The organism is Flavobacterium sp. LAR06, assembly GCF_041946075.1.
Classification (GTDB): Bacteria; Bacteroidota; Bacteroidia; order Flavobacteriales; family Flavobacteriaceae; genus Flavobacterium.
The window spans coordinates 47,461-68,805 of sequence record NZ_JAUTYT010000019.1 but is presented as its reverse complement, the minus strand read 5'-3'; the positions used below and the strand labels follow the sequence as shown (position 1 = coordinate 68,805).

Annotated in this window: 18 protein-coding genes; 5 read left to right on the top strand and 13 right to left on the bottom strand. The window is 33.2% G+C overall.

Annotation, left to right across the window (positions count from 1 at the left end):
- Position 1: 1 nt before the first annotated feature.
- Complete coding sequence (locus tag Q7C23_RS21380) at positions 2-667, bottom strand: succinate dehydrogenase cytochrome b subunit (protein ID WP_194657491.1); 666 nt, start codon at positions 665-667, stop codon at positions 2-4.
- 363 nt (positions 668-1,030) lie between these two features.
- Between Q7C23_RS21380 and Q7C23_RS21375 the strand changes: the two genes are divergently transcribed.
- Positions 1,031-2,392: a hydroxymethylglutaryl-CoA synthase family protein gene (locus Q7C23_RS21375; protein ID WP_375034409.1), complete on the top strand. Its 1,362-nt coding sequence runs from the start codon at positions 1,031-1,033 to the stop codon at positions 2,390-2,392.
- 245 nt (positions 2,393-2,637) lie between these two features.
- On the opposite strand, the gene Q7C23_RS21370 is transcribed toward Q7C23_RS21375, so the two are convergent.
- The 5 genes from Q7C23_RS21370 to Q7C23_RS21350 form a co-directional block, all read right to left on the bottom strand.
- Positions 2,638-2,817: a hypothetical protein gene (locus Q7C23_RS21370; protein ID WP_375034408.1), complete on the bottom strand. Its 180-nt coding sequence runs from the start codon at positions 2,815-2,817 to the stop codon at positions 2,638-2,640.
- Between the two features lie 73 nt (positions 2,818-2,890).
- Positions 2,891-3,262 (bottom strand): hypothetical protein, encoded by a 372-nt coding sequence (locus Q7C23_RS21365; protein WP_375034407.1) that lies wholly within the window; start codon positions 3,260-3,262, stop codon positions 2,891-2,893.
- Between the two features lie 77 nt (positions 3,263-3,339).
- Entirely contained in the window at positions 3,340-4,086 is a 747-nt protein-coding gene (locus Q7C23_RS21360) for a LytTR family transcriptional regulator DNA-binding domain-containing protein (protein WP_375034406.1), read from the bottom strand.
- Positions 4,086-4,523 (bottom strand): GNAT family N-acetyltransferase, encoded by a 438-nt coding sequence (locus Q7C23_RS21355; protein ID WP_375034405.1) that lies wholly within the window; start codon positions 4,521-4,523, stop codon positions 4,086-4,088. Before Q7C23_RS21355 ends, Q7C23_RS21360 begins: the two co-directional genes overlap by 1 nt.
- A gap of 54 nt (positions 4,524-4,577) precedes the next feature.
- On the bottom strand, positions 4,578-5,213 hold the full coding sequence (locus Q7C23_RS21350; RefSeq protein WP_375034404.1) for a hypothetical protein: 636 nt from the start codon (positions 5,211-5,213) through the stop codon (positions 4,578-4,580).
- Positions 5,214-5,738: 525 nt separating this feature from the next.
- On the opposite strand from Q7C23_RS21350, the gene Q7C23_RS21345 reads away from it, so the two are divergent.
- The 4 genes from Q7C23_RS21345 (at position 5,739) to Q7C23_RS21330 (ending at position 9,835) form a co-directional block, all read left to right on the top strand.
- Positions 5,739-7,031, top strand: coding sequence for an aminopeptidase P family protein (locus Q7C23_RS21345; protein WP_375034403.1), 1,293 nt, complete (start codon positions 5,739-5,741; stop codon positions 7,029-7,031).
- A 7-nt stretch (positions 7,032-7,038) separates the two neighbouring features.
- Entirely contained in the window at positions 7,039-7,935 is an 897-nt protein-coding gene (locus Q7C23_RS21340) for an alpha/beta fold hydrolase (RefSeq protein ID WP_375034402.1), read from the top strand.
- Positions 7,936-8,069: 134 nt separating this feature from the next.
- On the top strand, positions 8,070-8,876 hold the full coding sequence (locus Q7C23_RS21335) for a TIGR00266 family protein (RefSeq protein WP_375034401.1): 807 nt from the start codon (positions 8,070-8,072) through the stop codon (positions 8,874-8,876).
- Positions 8,877-9,055: 179 nt separating this feature from the next.
- A complete protein-coding gene (locus Q7C23_RS21330) occupies positions 9,056-9,835 on the top strand; it encodes an alpha/beta fold hydrolase (protein WP_375034400.1) in 780 nt (259 codons plus the stop codon).
- Between the two features lie 484 nt (positions 9,836-10,319).
- Here Q7C23_RS21330 and Q7C23_RS21325 read toward each other — a convergent pair whose 3' ends face one another.
- From Q7C23_RS21325 to Q7C23_RS21295, 7 genes are all read right to left on the bottom strand, one after another.
- Positions 10,320-10,991: an ATP-binding cassette domain-containing protein gene (locus Q7C23_RS21325; protein WP_375034399.1), complete on the bottom strand. Its 672-nt coding sequence runs from the start codon at positions 10,989-10,991 to the stop codon at positions 10,320-10,322.
- Positions 10,992-11,283: 292 nt separating this feature from the next.
- The gene (locus Q7C23_RS21320; RefSeq protein ID WP_375034398.1) at positions 11,284-14,049 is read right to left on the bottom strand and encodes a PD-(D/E)XK nuclease family protein; all 2,766 of its coding nucleotides are present in this window, start codon (positions 14,047-14,049) and stop codon (positions 11,284-11,286) included.
- Between the two features lie 63 nt (positions 14,050-14,112).
- Positions 14,113-15,594, bottom strand: a complete 1,482-nt coding sequence (locus tag Q7C23_RS21315) for an OmpA family protein (protein WP_375034397.1) — start codon at positions 15,592-15,594, stop codon at positions 14,113-14,115.
- A 112-nt stretch (positions 15,595-15,706) separates the two neighbouring features.
- Positions 15,707-16,900: a glycine C-acetyltransferase gene (gene kbl / locus Q7C23_RS21310; protein WP_375034396.1), complete on the bottom strand. Its 1,194-nt coding sequence runs from the start codon at positions 16,898-16,900 to the stop codon at positions 15,707-15,709.
- 70 nt (positions 16,901-16,970) lie between these two features.
- Complete coding sequence (locus tag Q7C23_RS21305; protein ID WP_375034395.1) at positions 16,971-20,129, bottom strand: UvrD-helicase domain-containing protein; 3,159 nt, start codon at positions 20,127-20,129, stop codon at positions 16,971-16,973.
- Positions 20,130-20,275: 146 nt separating this feature from the next.
- The gene (locus Q7C23_RS21300) at positions 20,276-20,872 is read right to left on the bottom strand and encodes a lipoprotein signal peptidase (protein WP_375034394.1); all 597 of its coding nucleotides are present in this window, start codon (positions 20,870-20,872) and stop codon (positions 20,276-20,278) included.
- Positions 20,873-20,959: 87 nt separating this feature from the next.
- A complete protein-coding gene (locus Q7C23_RS21295) occupies positions 20,960-21,340 on the bottom strand; it encodes a TraR/DksA C4-type zinc finger protein (protein WP_026983623.1) in 381 nt (126 codons plus the stop codon).
- Between the last annotated feature and the right edge of the window lie 5 nt (positions 21,341-21,345).

Genomic DNA, 21,345 nt, shown 5'->3' with positions numbered 1-21,345 from the left:
ATTAATTATTGAAATGATGAAATAATGCGATAATTACGAAAAGTGCTGGCACTACAACTGCAAACCAGTAACCTACTTTACTTAAAAATCTAGAGTATTTATTGTGCATTCCCACTGATTGAAGAGAAGATGCGAATCCGTGCCAAAGATGAAAACCTAAAAGCACGAAAGAAATGCAGTATAATCCTGTACGAATTGGATCGTGGAATTTGTGCACTAACTCTCCATAGTACCTTGTAGCATCTGGCGCAGTACCTGCAATGTATTTATAACTAACTTCTGGAAACCAAAAATCATAAAAGTGCAATCCTAAGAAAGCCAAGATTACTAATCCAGAAATAATCATATTTCTAGAACTCCATGAAGCATTTGCAGCTCCATTGTATTTTGCGTACGCAATTGGTCTTGCTGCAGTATTTTGAGCAGTCAGTACAAATCCCATTACGAAATGGAAAATTACTCCGAATGCCAAAACAGGTTGCATTACATATTGAATTAGCGGATTGTAACCCATAAAGTGAGATGCTTCGTTAAAAACATTTTCACTAATAACAGAAATGAAATTTAAGGTAACATGCAGCGCTAAAAACGTGATTAAGAATATTCCCGAAAGTGCCATTGCCACTTTCTTTAAGATGGAAGCATTCAACTGTGCAGATTGTGCCATAAGTGTTTAAGTAGTTTGTTTTAAAAAATTAGACAAAAATAACGCAATTAACAAAGAACTACAACCATTTCGTTGTTATTTATAATCATTTTAAAATAGACTACGTATTACGTACTTTTACGTATAAAAAATACTTAATATCAAATAATTTTATTATAAAAAACTAAAAACATACACTTTACAGATAGTATTTAACACTTATATCGACCCGACAGACATTCACAAAACTTTATCAAATTACTATTTTAATCAAACTTTTAATTTGTTTTCTTCAAAAGTGCCTTCACTTCGAAATTTTATAGACGAAAAAAATGGCCATTCCATAACATAATTTTACCTTTATCGGCTTCAAAAAAAATGAGAATGAAAACAGGAATTGACGCTATCTCTTTTGATGTAGCCAACATACATTTACCCATCAGAACTTTGGCAGTTGCCAGAAATATTGAACCAGAAAAATTAGAAAAGGGTCTCGGATTAATTAAAATGACCTTACCAGACGTTCACCAGGATGCTGTAGTTTTTGGAGCAAACGCTTTAACTAAGCTTATTTTGGAAAACGAAGTAAACCTAAACGAAATTAGCCGGATTTATGTGGGTACTGAAAGCGGCATCGACAGTTCAAAACCAATCAGCTCGTATTTAATCAATTTAATGGAACAGAAATTTGGCGAAGATTCTCTTGCCGAATGTGATGTTGTCGATTTTACTTTTGCTTGTATTGGTGGTGTTGACGCTTTGCAAAACTGCATTGATTTTGTAAAATTGAATCCGACGAAAAAAGCAATTGTGGTTACTACCGATTTTGCGAAATATGATTTAAATTCAACCGGAGAATATACACAAGGTGCCGGAGCTTTAGCAATGTTGGTGACTTCAAACCCAAGAATTATTGCTTTTGATGAAAATTGGGCCACCAGTACAAAAGGTGTTTTTGACTTTTTTAAACCTTATAGAACTATATCAAAAGAAGCGATTACCAAAAACGAAAGCAACGATCCGTGGTTTGAAAATTTAGAAGCTGAAATCGAAATCCATAAAGACCAACCTGTTTTTGACGGTCAATATTCGAATCAATGTTATATGGATCGTACGCGTAATGCGTATTTCTCCTTCAAGAAATTAAAAAATACAACTGAGACTTTATATAATGGTTGGAACAGTATTATCATGCACTTGCCGTATTCTTTTCAGGGACGCCGAATGTTGTCTGAAATTTACGCATTAGACAGTGCTGATAAAATCATTGCAGAAAATATTGAGCCGGCAGATTATCAGAATAAAATTAAAGAAGTTGGAAAATCTGATGATTATAAAAAATTTGTAAACGAGAAATTACAACCTGCAGAATTGGCTTCTTCTTTAATTGGAAACCTTTATACAGGCTCTATTTTCATGGGATTATTATCAACTTTGGCTCATTATTACGATACAAAGCAAGAAGTTACCGGAACTAAATTCGGATTCCTAGCTTACGGAAGCGGATCTAAATCGAAAGTTTTTGAAGGAACGATTCAACCGGAATGGCAATCGGCTCTAAGTAAAGTTAAACTTTTTGAAAATCTGGAAGAAAGTATTGAAATTGGTTTCGAAACTTATGAAAGCCTTCACAAAAAACAACAAAAACAAAGTGTTCGAACTCCTAAAAACGAATGGGTTTTAGATCGAATTGAAAAAGAGATTCCAAATTTGATTGGGGCTCGTTATTATAAATGGGTGGATTAATAAAATTCGAAATTTTTAAATTCCAAATTCCAATTTAATAAAATGCGCAGAACCTTTGTCAAAGTTTGAAACTTTGACAAAGGTTTTTTTATGCGCAATATAATTTTTACAATCTTGTAATTTCGACCGAAGGGAGAAATCACACAAGTAATTCCTCAAACAAAGTCGCCAATCTTTATCGAGTTTCTAGTGTGATTTCTCCCTTCGGTCGAAATGACAAAAATACGTTAGAGCCTCAATGAAGACTAGTCCTTCTTATGCTGTTCAGTATAATGTTGATTTCCTTTAAGAGCCTCGTCATGAACATGCATGCCGTTTGACATTCCGAGCATAAAGGCGGTTATAATTAAAAGTAATTTTCTTTTTATCCAATGAAGCGGTTGTTTAGATTGCTCTAAACCTGTTTTATTTTTGTGTTTATACATTTTGAAAATGATAAATGATTAGACATTATTTTATCATTTTATGCGTTGAAGCGCATAAATGCCCAGAAAATTTCTAAGCGCTGTATAAACTCTTGTGTAAATTGTTTGAATTGATTGTTTCATTTATAAAAACAGTTTGTCTTATAAATGAAGTTATATTTTGATGAAGAAGCGTTTGTAATTTTTGAATAATCTGAATTTGAAAACTGCGAACTTGTTTAAACTCGAGATAGTTTACAGGAATTAAAAACGCAATTTTCATTCGGGAAACAAATTGATTGAATACGTATAAACGAGATTTTTCAAAATCTAATTCTCGTCTTGAAGTTACAAAAGAAGATTGATAATAATCTACCGATTTTGATTGAGAAACCAAAGTACCATCACTTGCAATCACGACAAAAGCGAGAAAGAGATAGATTAGGTATTTTAGATGTTTATTCAATTTTACTTAGATTGTCAATTTTTTCTGTCAGCGAAAATACAAATTAAAACAAGAATTTCTTCCATTTTTACTTTCAATTAAAATAAATGGTTGACTATATTCTCTTTATAATTCTTAGAAACCGGAAGTTCAATTTGAGTCAAAATAATCGTATTTGAATTTCTCCAGGACTTAAAATGAGTCGGATTTATTAAATGGGAACGATGAATCTGGATTAAAAAAGTAAAATCGTCGAGAATCTTTTTAAGCGAAGAACGAATCAGTTTTGAATGGAGTTTTTCGTTTTCGAGATAGAAAATCTCCACATAATTCTGAGCGTTGGAAATACAAACTAAATCGGCTTTTTTGATTTTTAAAATATCTAGTTTGTTTTCTCCTGTGAAGGTAAGAAAATCATCTTTTACGGGAATGAGTTTGATTAGATATCTTCTTGCCAGAATTATAACCGGGATTAAAATCAGTGCTATTTTGATGAAGATTATAGAGAAAAACTCAGTAAAAGTATATCCGCCTTTTAAAATTGGGCTTTTATAAAAGGCATAAATTCCAAATAGGTAAATTAGAAAGAAGAATAAAACACTTCCAATTTCTAAACTGAGATTCCATTTTGAGATTTTCTTGTAAATGCTTTTCTGAAGAAAGGCCAAAACGCTGTAACACAAAAAAGCCAAAACACTAAATCCAAAACTAATAAAAAACCAGGATCGAAAATTTACAGTTCCGTCATCAAATGGTTTTATGATAAAGGCGAAAGCAAAAATCCATAACGCCATAAGAAGCCCAACTACGAGATGATGTTTTATTGATGGATTTAATTCTTTCATTACTTATAAATCGTAAATTTATTATGTGATAAAGTAAAACCAAGATTTTGATAAATCATTACATTTTCGACTCTTCGTCGGTTTGTGGTCACTTCGATGCTTTTTAATTTATTCTCTTCTGCATATTGCATAATCTTTTTGAAAAGCTGTCTTCCGATGCCTTTGCCCCGATGATTTTCATTTATAAAAAATTCCTGAATTTCACCAACTCGCCCGTTATGATGCAAAAGATTTTGCGTGTGAAAACTAATAAAACCTACTCCTTCGTTCTCGTTTTCTGCAATCAAATAAAGATTGTTTGGATTGGCGATGTTTTCATTGAAGATTGCCGCGAAAACTTCGAAGTCTAATTCTTCGTTTTCTAGTTCGCATATTGATTTGTAGACGAAATCTAGGTCTTGGGTTTGGGTTATTCTTATTTGCAGTTTTGAATTCATGGCTTCATTGTTATAGACATTTAGCAAATCCAACCTATCGAGGTTATTAACTACTTACTCAAGCAAATAAATTAATTTTGGTGCGCCAGCATCGTGCTCTGCAATCGCAAAATAAAATGGCTTTTTAAAGTTTAATTTTTCAAATACATTTTCCTCATACGCTTTTGCAAATAATTGACTCATTTCTATTAACGCTGTAGCTTCAAATAGTTCATAAATATTATTCACATCAATAAAGTCATCAAAGTCTTTTTCTTTTCCTTGTATATTTTCTGTTAAATAATACAAAGTCGGCGAAACAAAAGCTGGAAGACATGAAATATTATCTAAATATTCCATCTGATCATCCTTGATTTCAAATTTCGATAATTTTCCATCTGAATCATCAAAATCAATAGCAAAAGCTTCTAATTCCCCACCGTACAAACCTCCATGTTCAAAATAAATCATATTGAAACTTTTTTCGATATCATTATTATATTTCTCAGTCAGCCAAAATTTATCAATATTTAATTTTAACTCTTCAAGCATTAAACTTACATTATCTTTTCTGTTTTGATCTTTCCATAAATTGTAAAAAGCTAAATAAGTTTCATTTTCAGTTTCTTTTAAATCGTCTAAAACAACTTCATTTACTTCTTTTTCAATTTCTTTTAAACCTTGTAGGATTGAATCGTTACTATCTTCCATTTTTTTTTATATATAATATAGTAGCAATATACAAATTCCCATAATTGAAAAAACTCATTTCCTTTATAAACAGTAAACTTCTTCGGAAACCGTAAGCGTGAGGGATAGAGGCGGCATCTCCCGATTTAGAAAAACAAGGCTTTTTAGCCGTAGTTTTTGTTAATCGGGAATATAGCCGAATCCCGATCGCTATCGGGACGCCCCAGAGGGGACACGCCCTTATTAAGCTTCTGAGGTTCTAAAAGGCTAAGTTGCTAACATTAAAATCTACGTGAAACAAACTTGCCAACCTTTGTAGAGTTACTAGTGTGATCTTTCCTTCGTCAAGATGACAAAACTATGCGAGTAAAAAATCTAGCCTACTTTACGTAAACCCTCCCATAGTATTCAATTAAAAAAACTTCGTGCCTTAGCGCCTTCGTGGCAAAACCAAAAAACAAATAAGAAAACTTTAATAAATCAATCTTGCACCACTTCTTCAAAAATCACTAATTTTGAAATCTGAAGTTCAAAAACGAAATAATTATGAAATATCATCAAATAAACAGCGCTCTTTTTGTAAAAAATCGCAAAAAATTCACGGCAGAAATGAAACCTAACAGTGTTGCCGTTTTCAATTCAAACGACATTTATCCGGTTAGTGCCGACAGTACTTTGCCGTTTGCACAACATAGAGATATTTTTTATCTGAGTGGTGTTGATCAGGAAGAAAGTATTTTGCTTTTGTTTCCAGATGCGCCTTATGAGAACCAAAAAGAAATGCTTTTCCTGAAAGAAACCAACGATCATATTGCGGTTTGGGAAGGAGAAAAACTGACTAAGGAACGTGCATATCAGGTTTCGGGAATCAGAACGGTTTATTGGTTGCAGGATTTTCATAAAGTTTTGAACGAAATGATGACGTATGCCGATACGATGTACATCAATACAAACGAACATTACCGCGCAACTGTTGAAACTGAAACGCGTGAAGCTCGTTTTATAAAATGGTGGAAAGAGCGTTATCCGGCACACAATGTAGCGAAAAGCAACCCAATTTTGCAACGCATTCGTTCTGTAAAAGAAAGCGAAGAAATCGATTTGATTCAGCAAGCCTGCGATATTACAGAGAAAGGTTTCCGCAGATTATTATCATTTGTAAAACCAAATGTTACGGAATATGAAATTGAGGCTGAACTAGCGCACGAATTCATTCGTAACCGTTCTAAAGGTTTTGCTTACACACCAATTATTGCTTCGGGAAATAATGCGAATGTTTTACATTATATCGAAAACAACCAACAATGTAAAGCGGGAGATTTAATTTTGTTAGACGTTGCCGCAGAATATGCCAATTATTCAAGCGATATGTCGAGAACGATTCCGGTTTCTGGAAAATTCTCTGAAAGACAAAAGGCGGTTTATAATGCGGTTTTGAGAGTTAAAAATGAAGCGACAACAATGTTGACTCCAGGAACGCTTTGGAAACAATATCATATTGAAGTGGGTAAAATCATGACTTCTGAATTATTGGGCTTAGGTTTGATTGACAAGGCTGATGTTCAGAACGAAAATCCGGACTGGCCAGCTTACAAAAAATATTTCATGCATGGAACTTCGCACCACATGGGACTGGACACGCACGATTACGGATTGCTTCACGAACCAATGAAAGCCAATATGGTTTTTACGGTTGAACCAGGAATTTATATTCCGGCAGAAGGTTTCGGAATTCGTTTGGAAGACAACGTTGTGGTTCAGGAAAAAGGAGCTCCTTTTAACTTAATGCGCAACATTCCGATTGAGGCAGATGAAATTGAAAGTTTGATGAACCCATAATCTTACGATGAAAAAGATTTTTCTATTTGCTTTTTTGATGGTTTTAGGAAATGCTTTCGCTCAAACCCAAGGTTATTCAACCAACGACGATTCGAGTAAAACCTATTATAAAATATTCGGAAAAGGCGAACCGCTTTTGATTATAAACGGCGGGCCCGGAATGAACAGTAATGGTTTTGAAGGTATGGCTAAAATTTTGGCGGAGACTCAGGAAACGATTATTTATGATCAGCGAGGCACCGGCAAATCGGAATTGAAAGAATTGAATTCTAAGACTATTTCGATGAAAATTATGGCTGAAGATATTGAAGCTTTGAGAAAACACCTGAAAATTAAAAAATGGAATATTCTAGGGCATTCTTTTGGTGGAATGTTAGCTTCTTATTATGCAACGGTTTATCCAAACAGCATTAATAAACTGGTTTTATCATCGTCTGGTGGAATTGACCTGACCTTATTGAAAGGCCCAAATTTGATCGAGCAAAATTTAAGCAAAATCGAAAAAGATTCCATGAATTACTGGGAGGCTAAAATCGAAAAAGGCGATACTTCGTACGCTGCCCGATTAGGACGCGGAAGAGCGATGGCGCCGGCTTATGTTTACGATCAAAAATATGTTCCGATTATTGCTGAAAGACTTACTCAGGGGAATTCAACAATAAATGGATTGCTTTGGCAGGATATGCAAAAGATTAATTTTGACTGCAAAGACAAATTGAAGTCTTTTAAAAATCCGGTTTTAATTATTCAGGGAAAAGAAGATGTGATCAGTAATCAAATTGGAGAACTGGCTCAAAAAACAATTCCGAATTCAAAACTAATTTTACTTGAAAACTGCAGACATTACGGATGGCTGGATGCAAAAGAGAAATATTTTGAGGAGATAAATTCCTTTCTAAAATGATAATATAAACAGAATGGTTTTCAGAAATGGAAGCCGTTTTTTTTTAAATTCCTTTTTTATTAAAATTTAATTCCCCCTTTGTAACATTCCAAACACACATTCGACTTATTCAGAAAACTTAAACACTAGAAATCATGCAAGCACACGAAATAGATTATACGATTTTTGGAGAAGAAATGCAATACGTGGAAATAGAACTTGATCCACAGGAAATAGTAATTGCCGAAGCTGGAAGTTTTATGATGATGGAAAACAACATCCAGATGGAAACTATTTTTGGCGATGGATCCCAAGAACAATCAGGTTCAGGTTTGTTTGGAAAACTTTTGAATGCTGGAAAAAGAGTCCTTACTGGCGAAAGTCTTTTTATGACTGCATTCTTAAACCAAGGTAATACCAAGAGTAAAGTTTCATTTGCTTCACCATATCCCGGAAAAATTCTTCCAATCGATCTGACACAATTTCAAGGGAAATTTATTTGCCAAAAAAGTTCTTTCTTATGTGCAGCTAAAGGTGTTTCGGTCGGAATCGAATTTTCCCAAAAACTCGGTCGTGGTTTATTTGGAGGTGAAGGCTTTATCATGCAAAAAATAGAAGGAGACGGAATGGCATTTGTCCATTCTGGCGGAACAATGGCTAAAAAAGAATTAGCCGCAGGTGAAGTTTTAAAAGTAGATACAGGCTGTATTATAGGTTTTACTAAAGATGTCGATTATGATATTGAATTTATAGGCGGAATCAAAAACTCTATTTTTGGAGGTGAGGGTTTGTTTTATGCAACCTTAAAAGGTCCTGGTACCGTATATATACAATCTTTACCCTTTAGCAGATTGGCAGACAGAATCATTGCATCGGCACCCCGATCAGGCGGAAATAGTCGTGAAGAAGGAAGCCTGCTTGGCGGACTTGGAAATCTGTTGGATGGAGATAATCGCTTTTAAATTAAAAATATAAAACTACAAACGGCTTTCATTTCTGAAAGCCGTTTTTTTTATTTCAAAGTATGACTTGATATAAAAAATATAATAACACTATTGAATAAATATTAACTCAAAAGGATATATATTTCTTATACCGCTTGTGCTTTCTTATCTTTGTACTCTAAAATTAAAACATTATTTTGAAAAACATTTTATATAAAAAAACCAAAATATCGTATACCGATTCTGGCGAAGGAAATACAATTGTATTCCTGCATGGCTTTCTTGAAAACAAAAAAATGTGGCAAGAATATGTTTCTTTTTTTTCTAAACAATTTCGCATCATCACAATTGATTTATTAGGTCACGGTGAATCAGATTGTTTAGGGTATGTGCATACTATGGAAGAAAATGCAAATGCTGTTCAGGAAGTTTTAGCTTCGTTAAAGATTGAAAAAGCAATTGTTCTGGGACACTCTATGGGTGGTTATGTTGGCTTGGCTTTCGCCGAATTATATCCACAGCATATTCAGAAATTAGTTTTGCTGAATTCGACTTCAAAAGAAGACAGCGCCGAGAAAAAAGTAAACCGAACACGCGCCATAAAAGCCGTAAAACAGAATTATGTGAGTTTTGTAAGTTTAGCAATTGCAAATTTATTCAGTGAAAACAACAGAACAAGACTTGTCAGTGAAATTGAAAAAGTAAAAGAAGAAGCTTTAAAAACATCTTTACAAGGAATTGTAGCTTCTCTCGAGGGAATGAAAATTAGAAAAGATCGAGAAATACTTTTACATGAAAATAAATTTCCGGTTTTATTGATATTAGGTAAAAATGATCCGGTTTTAAATTACGAAGATAGTCTTTCTCAAATTGAAGATACGACCGTCGAATTGGTTTCATTTGAAGATGGACATATGAGCCACATAGAAAATAAGGAAGAATTAAAACCCATTTTACAAGAGTTCTTTATCAAATAAAATCAAAAAAGGCCATTTCAAAATAATTTTGAAACAGCCTTTTTATCATTTGTGGGGGCAAAAAATCTTAATTATTGTAATAATATATATTTTTCGATTTAGATATGATTGCTCTTTATCAAATCGGTTCAACCCTTTTTTAGATGGGCCAAAGATATTTTAATATTCGTAATTGTTCAACAAACACTTGTTAAAAAAAGCCTGATTTTAAGATTAAAACTCACTTTTGTCTATACTTTATCTTTTCTTTATTTTTAAAACAGACTAAATAACAAATCTTAACAAAAAGAAAGGATTCTTTTAAAAATATAACATTACGATTCGTTAATCTTAATTAACATTCTGATAATTAGACTCTAATTTCTCTTTCACATCGAAATTAAGTGTTATTTCCTAAAATTTCCACTCGTTAAACGTCATACGAATTAGTTTTCGGGAAAGAGAAAAGCAAAATACATTAAACGAAAAAATCAAAAAGACTTGATTATAAAGAAGCGGAATTTAATAGATAACCTTTTTCAACAAGCTCTTTTTTTTCTTTAAGATGATGCGTTTTACCATCTTTAATTAGAACTAAATGATTTGAAATCTTTACTACATTTTCATAATTATGATCTGTTATAATAACTCCCTTCTTATCTGAATTACTCAATATCATTTCATTAACGACATCAATCATCAAAGGGGCTAATCCATTATAGGGTTCATCAAGCAAAACAAATTTAGAGGAATTGAAGAGCACAATTTTAATTTCAAGATATCGCAGTTCGCCACTTGACAAACATTTTATACTTTTTTCGAAGATTGATTGAATCATTTTGTCCTCACAAAAATCCTTCATTGCTTTTTTATCGATAGATAATGAAATTACTTTTTTTACAGAAAAATGATTAGGAATAAATTGGTCCTGATGCAAATATCCAATTTCACTAAACATGTTTTTGTTGTTCTTTGAAATTCCATCAATTCTAATACATTTATTTGGCGATGAAACCAAGCCAAAAATAATTTTTAACAAAGTTGACTTTCCCGAACCATTTCTACCTAATAAACCGATAATTTCATTAGTTTCACACTTTAGATATACATCAGACAGCAGCAATTTACCATTATAACTGATTTGAATTCCATCGACTTCCAGAATATGCTTTTTCAAATTAAATTCCTTATTATAAAAACTATCAAACCAACAATAACAACCGTAAAACATGTAAAAAGATAACAAACAAACAAAAGCTGCCATTTTGGAATACCATTATTCGCATAAAACAAATAATCATTTTTACGGTATAATTCTCTAAAACCTATACTCACTAAAAATCCAAATCCAACAAACATTATAAAAAAATAATCAAATCCCCCAATTAGAATAGAGATTATACAGATCGTTAAATTCACAGGTAATGTAGTCTTAAAAAACTCAAATATGTTTAATAGCTTTCTGTCCATTAATTAATTTTTTCTTCAAAAGGAATACTAACATCAAAGATTTCATTTAACAGCACTACAATTTCTTCCAGATAACTATTCAGAATTTCTTTTGTAACGGTTATATCCAATTCTTTTTCTTCTTTAAATCCAAAAGGCAAAAATCCAGATTTTAGGTTTTTAAAAGAAATAATTCCTACTTCAATTGAAAAATCTTTCGCTTCCTCCTCAAACATAAACGCATAAGCCAAAACCTGAATAATTTTATCATTTTTAAGCTCTTGTGTTAATCCGTTCCAGGATTTCAATATCACATTCGCTTTTTCCACTTTTCCGGTCTTATAATCAATGATTCTTATTTTTCCATTGCGTAACTCAATTCTATCAACATTTCCCTTAATTAAAACAGGAAATGGCAAATTTGGATGAACGAGTTCACGTCCGTATGTTTGCTCTAAAGCTATAATCTGAATTGCATCGCCATTCTGAATTGATTCTAATTCCATTCTCAGAAAGTTAGACACATTACGTTTAGCCACTTCAAAAGCCAAAAGGTTTCGCCCTTTTTTAATTTCACCTTCTTTATAGACTAATTTAAATTGTTTTAAAACTTCGTCGTCTAACAATTTAAAGCAATTCGAAATGTCACTTTCTGAAATAAATTTACCAACGAAAGGATCATAAAGCGCTTTTAGAGTTTCGTGAATTATGGTTCCCAGTGTATTTAAAGCGATATTTTCTTCTACTTCTTCTACCTCTCTGATACGGAGTATCTTTTGGAAATAAAAATCAATGGGATTGCGAATATAACTTGTTAATGCAGAGGGAGAAAAACCTGCTGCTGCAATTTCTCTTAAACGCTCCATAACCGCGTCAGATTTCGGAACAACCATTGGCTGGTAGGCTGTCGTCGGCAAAACAGGGTTATAAATATCAAAAGTAAGATTATGTTTAGGTTGCTTTTCAACTTCTAACTGCGTGAGAAAACGGCTGCGCTCACCTGCATCTAAACCATCATTTTCAGTATTATAAATCAAATAGATATTTTTTGCCCTTTGTAATAAATGATAAAAATGATAGGTATAAATGGCGTCTTTTTCTTTAAAAGTTGGAAGACCTAGTTCTTTCTTCACATCATATGGAATAAAAGAATTTTGAGATTTACCCGCCGGAAACTTCCCTTCATTCATAGAAGTTACAATTACGGTTTCAAAATCCAAAACACGACTCTCCAAAACCCCCATAATTTGTAATCCGCGAAGAGGTTCGCCTTCAAACGATACTTCGGCAACATCGATAACTTGTTTATAGATCGCGTACAAAGTATCGATATTATCAATATGCTTATGTTGCAGGTAATAATTAGTCAATTTATTGATTACCTTAAAAATAGCATAAACAAAAGCCTTCGCTATTTTCTCCTCTTCATTGTCATTGCTGAAATTTTCTTTTATTAAAAGTAAAAGTGTCGAAATATTTTCGAGAACTGCCACTGCTCCATTTTCCCATTTTTTAAATAATAAGAGAAATAAATTTGATAGATTAGAATTAAGCTCAATAAGTCTGTTATGGCTAATAAAAGTATAGTTATTCTCTTTGATAATCTTTACCAGATTACCTGCATTAGCATACGGCTCAACCAAAGGATGCGTCAAAACATCAAGTATATCTTTGTAATAAAGCACATAGCTCTCGCCTTTTCTGGAAAGTGCATTAGTATGCATTTTAAACAATTTGGCAATCAGTATTTGCGAGGGATTATTTTTTCCAGAATACCCCATAGTTATATTTAATGCGCCTACAGAAGATGGCAATGCATATAAAACCGGCATAAGCAGATTTTCTTCGCCAAGAACAATTGCAACTTTATCAAGTGAAGAAATTTCATTTTCGATAATTATATTCTCTATAATGCTCCCTGCAAGTTTTGCCTGCCCGATAGTTTTTGGAGTTCCTATGACCTGAATATTCTTAGATTGAGAGAAGTCATCTACAATCCATTCAAATGGATTTGCTTTGTAATGCTTCCAGTTTTCTTTGAAACGTCGTACAAAAAGACCAGCATCATGATAAGGATCGTTTAAAAAAGTCTGGTCTACATCCCAATATATTTTTGCCTGGTCAAGAGCAAGAAGATGCTGTACTATTTTTTCTTCTGCAGCATTTAAAGCATTAAATCCAGCAAAAATAAAAGTACGATTCGAAATTGTATTCGAAAAATGATTTAGATTATTAACTGCTTCGCGGTAAATCAGACCTTGATATCCAATTGATTTATTCAGCAAATGATCATATAGTGAAGTATAATATAAAGGAAGAAGTTTCCAAAAATCAATATAATTTTCTAAAAGCTTTGTTTTGTTTTCAACTTCAATTCCCCATTTTTTAATATCCTCAATATCTTTCAAATAAGATAGAACATGAGAAGGATCTAAAAGATAACGATCGATTTCATTAAAATCCTGCAAAAGTGTTTTTGCCCAATTAGCGAATAACTCAAATGATTGTTGGTTTTGTTTTTCAGTAACAGAAAGATATACCTCATAGAATTCAAATAGTAATTCAATTGAATCTACAGAGCGAATTGAAGCAACATCCTGTACAAAGTCTTCAATACTTATAATTTCAGGAGAAAGAATCGTTTTATTCGTTTCTTTTTTCAAAGCTTCTATCAAAAAGACTTTAGCTCTTTTATTTGGTAAAACTATAGTTGTTTCAGCAAGTTTTGCAGAAAAATCACGAATTACAACAGTTGCAATTTTTTCTAAAAAAGAAGTATTTATCATTTGATAAAAATAAAAAAAGCCATTCAATTAAGAATGGCTTTTAGTATTTATTTAAACAGTAAATTATAGTTTACCTTGGTATTTAGAACCAATGTGTCTAATTTCTGTTCTTCTGTTTTGTGCTTTACCTGCAGCAGTTTTGTTACTTGCAACTGGTTGAGAAGGTCCAAAACCTTTAGAAGTTAAGTTCTCTGCGTTAACACCTCTTTCAATTAAAGCGTTCATTACAGCAGCAGCTCTGTCTTCAGAAAGTTTTTGATTCAATTTAGCACCTCCAGTACTATCTGTGTGTCCTTCAATGCTGAATTTCGCGTTTGGATAGTTGATAAGGATTTGTTTGATTGCATCTAATCTAGCTTGAGTTTCTTTGTCTCCAGTTTTGAAAGTAGCTTTACCTGAGTTAAAGTATACCGCTCTAGCTTGAACTTTAAGATCTTCTAAAGCTTCAGTAGTTACTTCAGGACAACCTCTGTTAGAAGCAGGACCGTAAACTGTAGGACAGTCATCATCTTTATCTGCAACACCATCTTTATCAGCGTCTAAGAATGGACAACCACCATTTTCTTTAGGACCAGCAACAGTAGGACATTTGTCATCTTTGTCAGCGATTCCGTCACCGTCAGCATCTGGACAACCTTTTAAAGCAGCTAAACCAGCAACATCTGGACAAGCATCATCTTTATCAGCAATTCCGTCTCCGTCAGTATCAGGACATCCGTTTAATGCAGCTAAACCAAAAACATCTGGACAAGCATCACTAGCATCAACGATTCCGTCTCCGTCAGTATCAGGACATCCGTTGAATTGTTTTAAACCAGCAACATCTGGACAAGCATCATCTTTGTCATAGATTCCGTCTCCGTCAGTATCTTTACCTCCGAATTTAAATACTAGACCTAAAGTGTGTTGAAAATGAGATGGAGTATCAATTTCTCCATTCTTATCATTTCTTCCAACATTGTCTCCAGAACCAGCAGCAACAGCCCATTTGTATCTAGTTGCAAGCTCTAAACCAATAGCATCTGTAAACCAAAAAGTAACACCAGCACCTGGGTTAACTGTTCCAAAACTATCGTCTCCTAAGAAAGTATAACCTCCACCAACAGATAACGAAGGATCAATTACTTTAGATTTAATTAATTCCTGGAAGCTATATTTGATAGTAGCATCAATTCCGTAATACATTAAATCACCAGGATTAGTAACTACATTACCTCTTCCGTCATGCCCAGGAGCAGATGGTCTGAAATAAACAGCTTTATCAATTTTGTTTACAGAACCTTGTAAACCAACAGAGAAACCGTGACCTACATATCTATTCACTCCAATGTAAGACAAAGAAGGTAGAACATTCCAGTTGTCTTTTGCAGCGAAAAATTGAGAAAAGTGTTGGTCAAAGAAACCACTTCCTGCACCAGAACTGGTTCTAGTGTCAACGGCATTAACTCCAAAAGAGATAGCCCATGGATTGTTACTGTCTTGTGCGTGAGAACTTAAACCCATCACCATCATCACAGCAACTAAAAGTTTGTTAAGATGTTTCATACTTAATTTTTTTAATTACAATTTAGTTAATTACAGACAAAAGTAACACCAAAATTTTTAAATACAAAATGAAATGTTAAAAAAAACCTACAAAAATTATTTAAAATGGGAATTATATAACTTTTAACTTTTGTCCGACAACTTTAAACGCACTTATTGCCCTGTCTAGGTGCTCTTTAGAATGCGCAGCAGATAACTGAACTCTAATTCTTGCTTTCTCTTTTGGAACAACAGGAAAGAAAAAACCAATCACATAAATACCTTCTTTCAAAAGTTCGTCTGCCATATTTTGAGATAATTTAGCATCATATAACATAACTGGCACTATAGCAGAATCTCCATCAATGATATCAAAACCTGCTTTTTTCATTCCTTCCTTAAAGTAATTAGTATTCCATTCTAATTTATCTCTCAATGAAGTATCTTTTTCTAATAATTCAAAAACCTTAATTGAAGCCCCTACAATAGCAGGCGCAAGAGAATTTGAAAACAAGTATGGTCTTGAACGCTGACGCAATAATTCAATAATTTCTTTCTTTGCCGTTGTATACCCACCCATCGCACCACCTAACGCTTTACCAAGTGTACCTGTGATAATATCTACTCTTCCCATAACACCTTTTGCTTCCAGTGTTCCTTTACCGGTTGCACCAATGAATCCCGCAGCATGGCATTCGTCTACCATAACCATTGCATCATATTTATCTGCCAAATCACAAATTTTATCTAATGGCGCTACAAGGCCATCCATAGAGAACACTCCATCAGTAACAATTATTTTAAAACGAGCTCCAGCTTCATTTGCTTTTATTAATTGTTGTTCCAAATCTTCCATATTACTATTTTCATAGCGATAACGAGCTGCTTTACACAAACGAACACCATCTATAATAGAAGCATGATTTAAACTGTCTGAAATAATCGCATCGTTTTCTCCTAATAGAGGTTCAAAAACACCACCATTTGCATCAAAAGCGGCAGCATATAATATGGTATCTTCTGTTCCATAAAAATCTGCAATCTTTTTTTCAAGTGTTTTATGAATATCCTGTGTTCCACAAATAAATCGAACAGATGACATTCCAAAACCATGTGTATCCATTGTATCTTTCGCTGCCTGAACAACCTCGGGATGAGACGAAAGTCCTAAATAATTATTGGCGCAAAAATTCAAAACTGTTTCTCCAGTAGAAATAGTTATTTCCGCTCCTTGTTCTGAAGTTATGATGCGTTCTTTCTTAAAAATTCCGCTTTCTTCAATTGTTTGCAATTCGTTTTGCAAATGATCTTTAATTTTACCGTACATTTTACTATATTTAATATGTTAAAAATTAACAACTTACCTCACTTAAGCTATTAACAACTGATTAATTTTTTCACAAATTTACTACATCGATTTCGGTTCCTATGTATACCAAAGCTCTTTTTAACACTTTATAACCTAAATCTTCAATTGCATCCTGATACTCCTGAATCTGCTGTGTGTATTTCGAGTTTATAGCTCCCGTTTTATAATCCAACAAGTAAGCTTCTTTATTTTCAGTCAAAACAATTCGATCCGGCTTTAAAATTCTACCTTCCTTTTGAACTATAGTCTGCTCGGTAAGAACATTATTCTTCCCATCAAAGCAGATACTTAACTCAGGATGCGACACAATTTCATAAAGCGTTTTTAAAACCATCTCTGTTTGATCAAATTTTATCAAACCATTCTCGATTGCTTTTGTAACCGCCAATTCAACATCTGATTTATCTTTTACAAATGCCAAAATCTCATGAACTACATTTCCATACGAAATCGCCTCCTGCTGATGCGTTCCCCACATCAAAGATTCCTTTTGAGCGATTTTAATGTTTTTCGGATTCAAAACTTCTGAAACAATTGGGATTGTCTTTACCAAATCTAATGTTTTACCTACAGGAGAAAGTTTTGTTCTACTTCCAAATTCATATTCCAGCTTTTCAGGCTCATAAATCCCTTTGTTTATCAAATATTTAATAAAAAAAGAAGCCATATTGCCCGGAAACTCCCCGTCTTTTCTCTCTTTTATAGTCTGAGAAATAACATATAATTGTTCCTCAGCACGAGTTAGGGCCACATACAAAACATTAACATTATCAAGCAGCTCTTCTTGTTTTTTCAAATTAAAAACAGCAGAAGCATTTTGTCCAAAACCTTCAACGGCGCTGCTATTGTCAATCAGAGCCCTCGGAACGCCTAAATCAGGGTCTTCTGCATCAAGCCATAATTTATCTTTTGGCTTTCTGCTATAATCTTCTTCTGCAAAAGGCATAATTACAACAGGAAATTCCAAACCTTTAGATTTATGAATCGTCATAATTCGAACAGCATTATTTCCTTCTGGAGAAGGAATACTAAATTTCTCTCCGTTTTTATCCCAGTAGCTTAAAAAATCTGCAATTCCAGCCTGATTTCTAATATCACGCTCTAAAACAATATCCAGAAAATATTGCACATAAGCATTTCCTTCCGACGACAGAACAAATTTAGAAATGATAATCTCAACAGCTTCATAAAGTGATTTTTTTCGAACATCTTCAAAAGAAAGCGAAACATCAAAAGTTAAGAGCCATTTTTCAAACTCATTTTCATTTCTATGCCCCATTCCGGCCGCTATAAAATCATGAATTGACATTTCAAGCTCTTTTGTTGTCGCCAAAAAATGAAGAAAATTAGCTTTAGCCTCCAAATCAATACTATTATTCAGATACTTTAATAAATGAATAATCAACCGAACTTCTGTTGCATTCTGAATCATTAAAGTTTCAGATGACAAAAGTGGAATATTTTGTTCGGTTAAGTAATTCGCAACAGCGATTCCCTGATCTCTTTTTCGAGTTAAAACTACTATGTCGCGATATTCAAAACCATCATGCAGTACTTTCTGAATTGTATTTAAAGTTGCTAAAACATATAAATCTGATTTTTCAACAACCTCTTCTTCATCAGCAAAATCATTCTTTTCGATTATTGGCAAAAAAGAAATATTTACATACCCCCCCTTTTTTGAATTAGAGCTCTGATAACTATGATTTTCATACAAATCTTTATAGTCCTCATTAGAGAATTCAGTCGAAATCAGCTTAAAAAAAGCATTATTAAAATCAATTACTCCACTGTAACTCCTGTAATTTGTATCTAAATGTTTAATTACTTTTTCCGGATTATTAAACGGATTTGAATCTTTACCTAATTCAATGAATTGTTCCGCTTTTCCTCCACGCCAGCGATAAATAGATTGTTTAGGATCACCAACGATCATCAGCGTTCCTTTATTACCAAAATCATCCTGCCCCGAAAGTGCATTATCAATAAGAGGAATTAAATTTTGCCATTGCATTTCAGAAGTATCCTGAAATTCGTCAATGAAAAAATGACGATATCTTTCACCAAGACGCTCATAAATAAAAGGTGCCGGTTGGTTCTGAATTTCACGATGAATGATGGCATTAAATTCAGAAATAGATAAGATATTTTGTTCTGATTGAATTTTAGCCAACTCATTACTTACTGTATTCAGTAACGAGAGTGGAGTTATATTTTTCAAAAAAGCCTTATAGAAATCTCTTTTTTCGAAATTTTTATAAATTCGATCCAAAGTCAAAAGCAACTCAGGAATAATATTCTCGATCAACGCACGGTCACTTGCGGTTTTATTAATAGCGATATCATCAAATTCATGAAAAGTTTTATTTCGTGGATTAAATTTTCCTTCCCGAATACTTTCCAGATGATTCGGGAAAGTTCCTCTTGAAAATGATTTTAAATCGATACCATTTTTATCAATTAAAACTAGAGCTTCAGAAGCTAATTCAGCGTTCTCTTTCTCTAAGTCGGCACATAAAACCGACATTTTCTTTTTAATGACAACAAATTCTTCAATCGACTTATCATGAAAATGAACAATTTCATTCCGATTGTTTTCATTTAAAACTAATCTCCCCGTTTCCAAAATTTCACGCGAAACGTCCCAACTCTTATCATCGTCAGTTTTTTCCATCGTAAAATCAATCAGTAATTTTGTCAAAGTTTCATCCTGACCTGCTTGTGCAATAATAGCATCAACAGCTTCTACCAATAAATTTTCAGTATCCAGCGTCACCTCAAAAGTCATTGGTAAATTTAAATCGTGAGCAAAAGCCCGAATTACTTTGTGCGTGAATTTATCAATTGTAGAAATATCAAAAGCAGCATAATTATGAATTAGGTGCTTAATAATATTTTGAGATTTTATTTTGATTTTAATTACGGAAAGACCCGTGTCACGAGATAAGTCTTCCATTAAATCCATGGCTTTCGCAGAAGGTTCGTCTTTAGCAAACTCAGATAAACTTCCAACAATACGGCTTTTCATTTCATGAACTGCTTTATTGGTAAAAGTTATTGCCAGAATATTACGATAGGCATCATTTCTAGGAGAAGAAAGAATAATTTTAAGATATTCTTTAACCAAAGTATAGGTCTTTCCCGAACCTGCGGAGGCATCATAAATAGAGAAAGACGGACTTTGCATAAGTTTGATTTTACTGTTGTAAAAATAGCACAATAAATATCAAATCCCAATAATGCAAAATTCCAAATTCCAATATTTATACGCAAAGAGCAATTTAAATATTGGAATTTGGAATTTATTTATTTTTGAATTTTTAAAAAGTAAGTTTAGTGTTTTGGAAATGCTCTTTTATTAAAAACAAGCAAAATACCAACACCTGTAGAAATCGCCATATCGGCCACATTAAAAATAGCATTAAAAAACATAAAATGTTTACCCCCAAAGACCGGTATCCAGGTTGGAAGATTACCTTCCCAAATTGGGAAATAAAACATATCTACCACTAAACCATGAAACCAGGTGCCATATGGAGTCGGCGAAAAAAGGGTTGCCAAATTATGTGTACTGTCATCAAAAATTACTCCGTAGAAAACAGAATCCAAAATATTTCCGGCTGCTCCTGCAAAAATCAAAGCAATTGCCACAATCAAATAAGTAGAATGATGCTTTTTGATAGCATCAGCCAACCAGTATCCGATTCCGAAAACAGCAAAAATTCTAAAAACAGTTAGAATCAGTTTCCCATATTCACCAGGGATTTTTGTTCCCCATGCCATTCCTTCATTTTCAATAAAATGAATTTTAAACCAATTGAAAACAGGAACTTCTTCTCCTAAAATAAAATTGGTTTTCACATAGATTTTTGAAATCTGATCAACAAGTAAAACTAAAAATATAAGGAGATACGCTTTTCGTAATGACATTTTATGAATTTTTGATGCGCAAAAGTAACAATTTAATCAAAAAAAACGCTCCTAAAGGAGCGTTAATTCTTTTGCAATTTGCAAATATTATCGTTGCAAGTTTTTAGCTTCGATACTCATTGTAGCATGAGGAACAATTTTAAGCCTTTCTTTGCTGATTAATTTACCTGTAACTTTACAGATACCGTATGTTTTATTTTCAACACGGAATAATGCGTTTTTCAGATCGCGTATAAACTTTTCCTGTCTGATAGCCAACTGTGAGTTTGCTTCTTTTGACATTGTTTCGCTTCCTTCTTCAAATGCTTTAAAAGTTGGAGAAGTATCATCGGTTCCGTTATTCAAATCATTCATGTAAGCACTTTTAATTAAATCCAGATCGGCTTGTGCTTTTTGTATTTTATTTTGAATTATTTCTTTGAACTCTGCTAAATCAGCATCAGAGTATCTTGTAATTTCATCTATCATTTTAT

What these genes read in the sequence shown, in the direction of transcription:
- Q7C23_RS21380 (WP_194657491.1), bottom strand. Translation starts at nt 667, where the DNA reads ATGGCACAATCTGCACAGTTGAATGCTTCCATCTTAAAGAAAGTGGCA.
- Q7C23_RS21375 (WP_375034409.1), top strand. Translation starts at nt 1,031, where the DNA reads ATGAAAACAGGAATTGACGCTATCTCTTTTGATGTAGCCAACATACAT.
- Q7C23_RS21370 (WP_375034408.1), bottom strand. Translation starts at nt 2,817, where the DNA reads ATGTATAAACACAAAAATAAAACAGGTTTAGAGCAATCTAAACAACCG.
- Q7C23_RS21360 (WP_375034406.1), bottom strand. Translation starts at nt 4,086, where the DNA reads ATGAAAGAATTAAATCCATCAATAAAACATCATCTCGTAGTTGGGCTT.
- Q7C23_RS21355 (WP_375034405.1), bottom strand. Translation starts at nt 4,523, where the DNA reads ATGAATTCAAAACTGCAAATAAGAATAACCCAAACCCAAGACCTAGAT.
- Q7C23_RS21350 (WP_375034404.1), bottom strand. Translation starts at nt 5,213, where the DNA reads ATGGAAGATAGTAACGATTCAATCCTACAAGGTTTAAAAGAAATTGAA.
- Q7C23_RS21345 (WP_375034403.1), top strand. Translation starts at nt 5,739, where the DNA reads ATGAAATATCATCAAATAAACAGCGCTCTTTTTGTAAAAAATCGCAAA.
- Q7C23_RS21340 (WP_375034402.1), top strand. Translation starts at nt 7,039, where the DNA reads ATGAAAAAGATTTTTCTATTTGCTTTTTTGATGGTTTTAGGAAATGCT.
- Q7C23_RS21335 (WP_375034401.1), top strand. Translation starts at nt 8,070, where the DNA reads ATGCAAGCACACGAAATAGATTATACGATTTTTGGAGAAGAAATGCAA.
- Q7C23_RS21320 (WP_375034398.1), bottom strand. Translation starts at nt 14,049, where the DNA reads ATGATAAATACTTCTTTTTTAGAAAAAATTGCAACTGTTGTAATTCGT.
- Q7C23_RS21315 (WP_375034397.1), bottom strand. Translation starts at nt 15,594, where the DNA reads ATGAAACATCTTAACAAACTTTTAGTTGCTGTGATGATGGTGATGGGT.
- kbl (WP_375034396.1), bottom strand. Translation starts at nt 16,900, where the DNA reads ATGTACGGTAAAATTAAAGATCATTTGCAAAACGAATTGCAAACAATT.
- Q7C23_RS21305 (WP_375034395.1), bottom strand. Translation starts at nt 20,129, where the DNA reads ATGCAAAGTCCGTCTTTCTCTATTTATGATGCCTCCGCAGGTTCGGGA.
- Q7C23_RS21300 (WP_375034394.1), bottom strand. Translation starts at nt 20,872, where the DNA reads ATGTCATTACGAAAAGCGTATCTCCTTATATTTTTAGTTTTACTTGTT.
- Q7C23_RS21295 (WP_026983623.1), bottom strand. Translation starts at nt 21,340, where the DNA reads ATGATAGATGAAATTACAAGATACTCTGATGCTGATTTAGCAGAGTTC.